Source organism: Acinetobacter sp. AKBS16 (assembly GCF_002899995.1).
GTDB lineage: Bacteria > Pseudomonadota > Gammaproteobacteria > Pseudomonadales > Moraxellaceae > Acinetobacter > Acinetobacter baumannii.
In genome coordinates this window covers 45,820-46,996 of the sequence record NZ_POYH01000098.1, presented here as the reverse complement: position 1 = coordinate 46,996, position 1,177 = coordinate 45,820, and the positions used below count along the sequence as shown (strand labels likewise).

1 protein-coding gene and 1 pseudogene are annotated in these 1,177 nt (G+C 43.2%); both read right to left on the bottom strand.

Annotation, left to right across the window (positions count from 1 at the left end; genetic code table 11):
- A partial coding sequence (locus C1642_RS17815; RefSeq protein ID WP_228153975.1) for a saccharopine dehydrogenase family protein occupies window positions 1-944 on the bottom strand: 944 nt, incomplete at its 3' end.
- 15 nt (window positions 945-959) lie between these two features.
- A pseudogene (locus C1642_RS17810) lies at window positions 960-1,177 on the bottom strand (2,4-dienoyl-CoA reductase); the annotation flags it as partial.

Below are 1,177 nucleotides of genomic sequence, written 5' to 3'. Positions count from 1 at the left end.
GAGCCATTTACGGTAAGGCTATAAGCATTTTCCGTTTGGATGCGGGCCGTTTTGATTTCCCCACGTGAATTTCTGGCTTCACCCCAAACATAGGTAGGTACTTTCGCGCGAAGTTCCTCATTTGGCCCAACAACCGTTTTTTCAATACGCGACTTAATAAACTTCTGCACAGCATTAATTTTTAATACTGGGCGTAAATAGTTCATCATTTTCGCGCCAAAAATCATTTTAGGGAATGCAGGTACAAACACTTCAATGTTTGGAATACCTGTTGTATAGAATGCAGTAGATACGTCTCCCCACGGAACACTCATGGCACTTTTTTTACCGTCACCAAAATCAATGGTTCGCACATAATGTGCTAATGGAACGGTGGTAATTTTTCCATTTTTACGAATTTTTCCGCCTTCGGCCATGCCTTCTGTACTTGTTTTAGCAGTACCCGGTGAAAACCCTGTTCTAGAGTCAAAACCAAGCGCCAAATGGGTCGCATCTGGCAGAGCTTCTTTGAGCGCAGCGGCAACGCAATCTGTCGGAATCACATCAAAACCAACACCTGGACAAAGCACAACATCGGCTTTTTCGGCTTGGCTGTTAAGTGACTGTGCCAACTCAAATACTGAGATTTCGCCCGTAATATCTAGATAGTGAGCACCTGCCTTTATACAAGCTTCCATCATGGGTTTCGATGTCGCGGAAAATGGCCCTGCACAGTGCATGATCAGTTTAAAGCCTTGGAGTTGTTCACTTACCGCATCCACGTTATCGAGCCCAAAAGCCTTATAACCAAGCCCCAACTCTTGAGCAAGTGCTTCAACCTTAGCTTTGTTACGACCAGCCAAAGTTGGTTTTAGACCTTGGCGTACAGCTTCACGAGCGATTAACTCGCCCGTGTAGCCATTTGCTCCATAAATTATCCAGTTTGAATCGTTCGCATTTGTCATAACACAACTCACTTATTAAGAAGCAAATGAATAGTCACGCATGCCTTTTTTGTATTGGCGAGTACGGCATGACATAGCTGATTGTTGCAAAATTAAAGCCCAAGCTGGTGAAACATTTGGTTTTGTTTTTTTACCTGTGCTTAAATTACGTAACTGGAATTTGACCACAGCCATATTGGCAAGTGAAGCAAGTGTTTTGTTCTTCCAAGTAATTGGTTTTAACTCAGGAGTAA